Raw genomic sequence first — 1083 nt, 5'->3', positions numbered from 1 at the left:
CTGACGCCACCCGCGACCAGGCCAGCGAGGTTGCGGCCCGGCTCCACCGGGACGCCGAACAGACGATCGACATCGCGGCGAACGCGACGGCCTTCGGCGTCATGTTCCAGTAGGTGATCTGATCAACCCACTCGCCGCGCGTCTTGTCGAAGACCTGGCCGGTGACCTGCCCGGAGGCGTGCCAGAAGTTCATGACGGCGGCGCCGCAGGCGAAAATCCAGGTTGCTACCCGGTAGAGGGTGCCGGAGTCGCCGCCGGTGCGGGCCTGGTGGTACATCCAGCCGACGAACGCCGTGGACAGCTCCCACGCTGCGGCGAACAGGATGGTGAAAGGGGCGACCCATCCGAGGATGTCCTCGGCGAAGCCGGCCTGCCCGGTCCAGGCGACCGCCATCGGCGCAATGATCGGGCCGACGACCATCAGCCGTTCCGCGGCGACCTTCGCCCACCGCATGAACCGATCCGAGCGGGTGGGGCGGCCGGCCCGGCGCTCGTCCCGCTCCTGACGGGCCTTGGCTTTGCGTGTGGCCGTGGCATCGCGGCGCTCCTGGCGGGCGGTGTGCTTGAGGCGCTTGCGTTCCAGGCGCTGCTCCGTCCGCGAGGTGGCCCGCCGCATCCGGTCGGCGGCTTCGGCCAGGGCCCCTTCGGCGGCCTTCATGGTGACGGCCGCGTCCGCTTCCCTGACCTTCGCCGCGGCCAGTGCGGTCTCGGCCTCCTTGAGGTCGGCGTCCTTCTTCACACGGGCAGCCTCAAGGAGCCGTTCGGCGTCCTGCCGCGTGGTGCGCATGAGCCGCTCGGCGTCCTCGGCGGCGGTCGCCCGAAGCCGGCCGATGTCCTCCTGCGCCAGCTTCCGGGCGCGGCCCGCCTCCGCGCGGGCCGCCTCCACGTCCCGGCGCGCGTCCTCGCGCAGCTGCTCCGTTTCTGTCTTGGCCTCGCGTAGCCGCTGAACGGCCTGCGCCTGCGCCTTGACCCGCTCGGCGTCCAACTCCTCACGGGTGCTGGCGCGCAGGGCAGCGGCCTGCTGTTCGGCGTCCCGGTGGAGCCGGGCCGCAACCTCGCTGGCCTGGTCGCGGGTGGCGTCAG

The 1083-nt window shown here is 72.4% G+C and carries 1 pseudogene; it reads right to left on the bottom strand.

Annotated elements, in window-relative coordinates:
• Positions 1-1083 (bottom strand): annotated as a pseudogene (locus tag IE207_RS32855) (hypothetical protein); the annotation flags it as partial.

The sequence above is a fragment of the Streptomyces cirratus genome, from assembly GCF_014650775.1.
Lineage (GTDB): Bacteria > Actinomycetota > Actinomycetes > Streptomycetales > Streptomycetaceae > Streptomyces > Streptomyces cirratus.
Note: the sequence above shows the minus strand (reverse complement) of the source record. Positions and strands in the feature narration are given on the sequence as shown.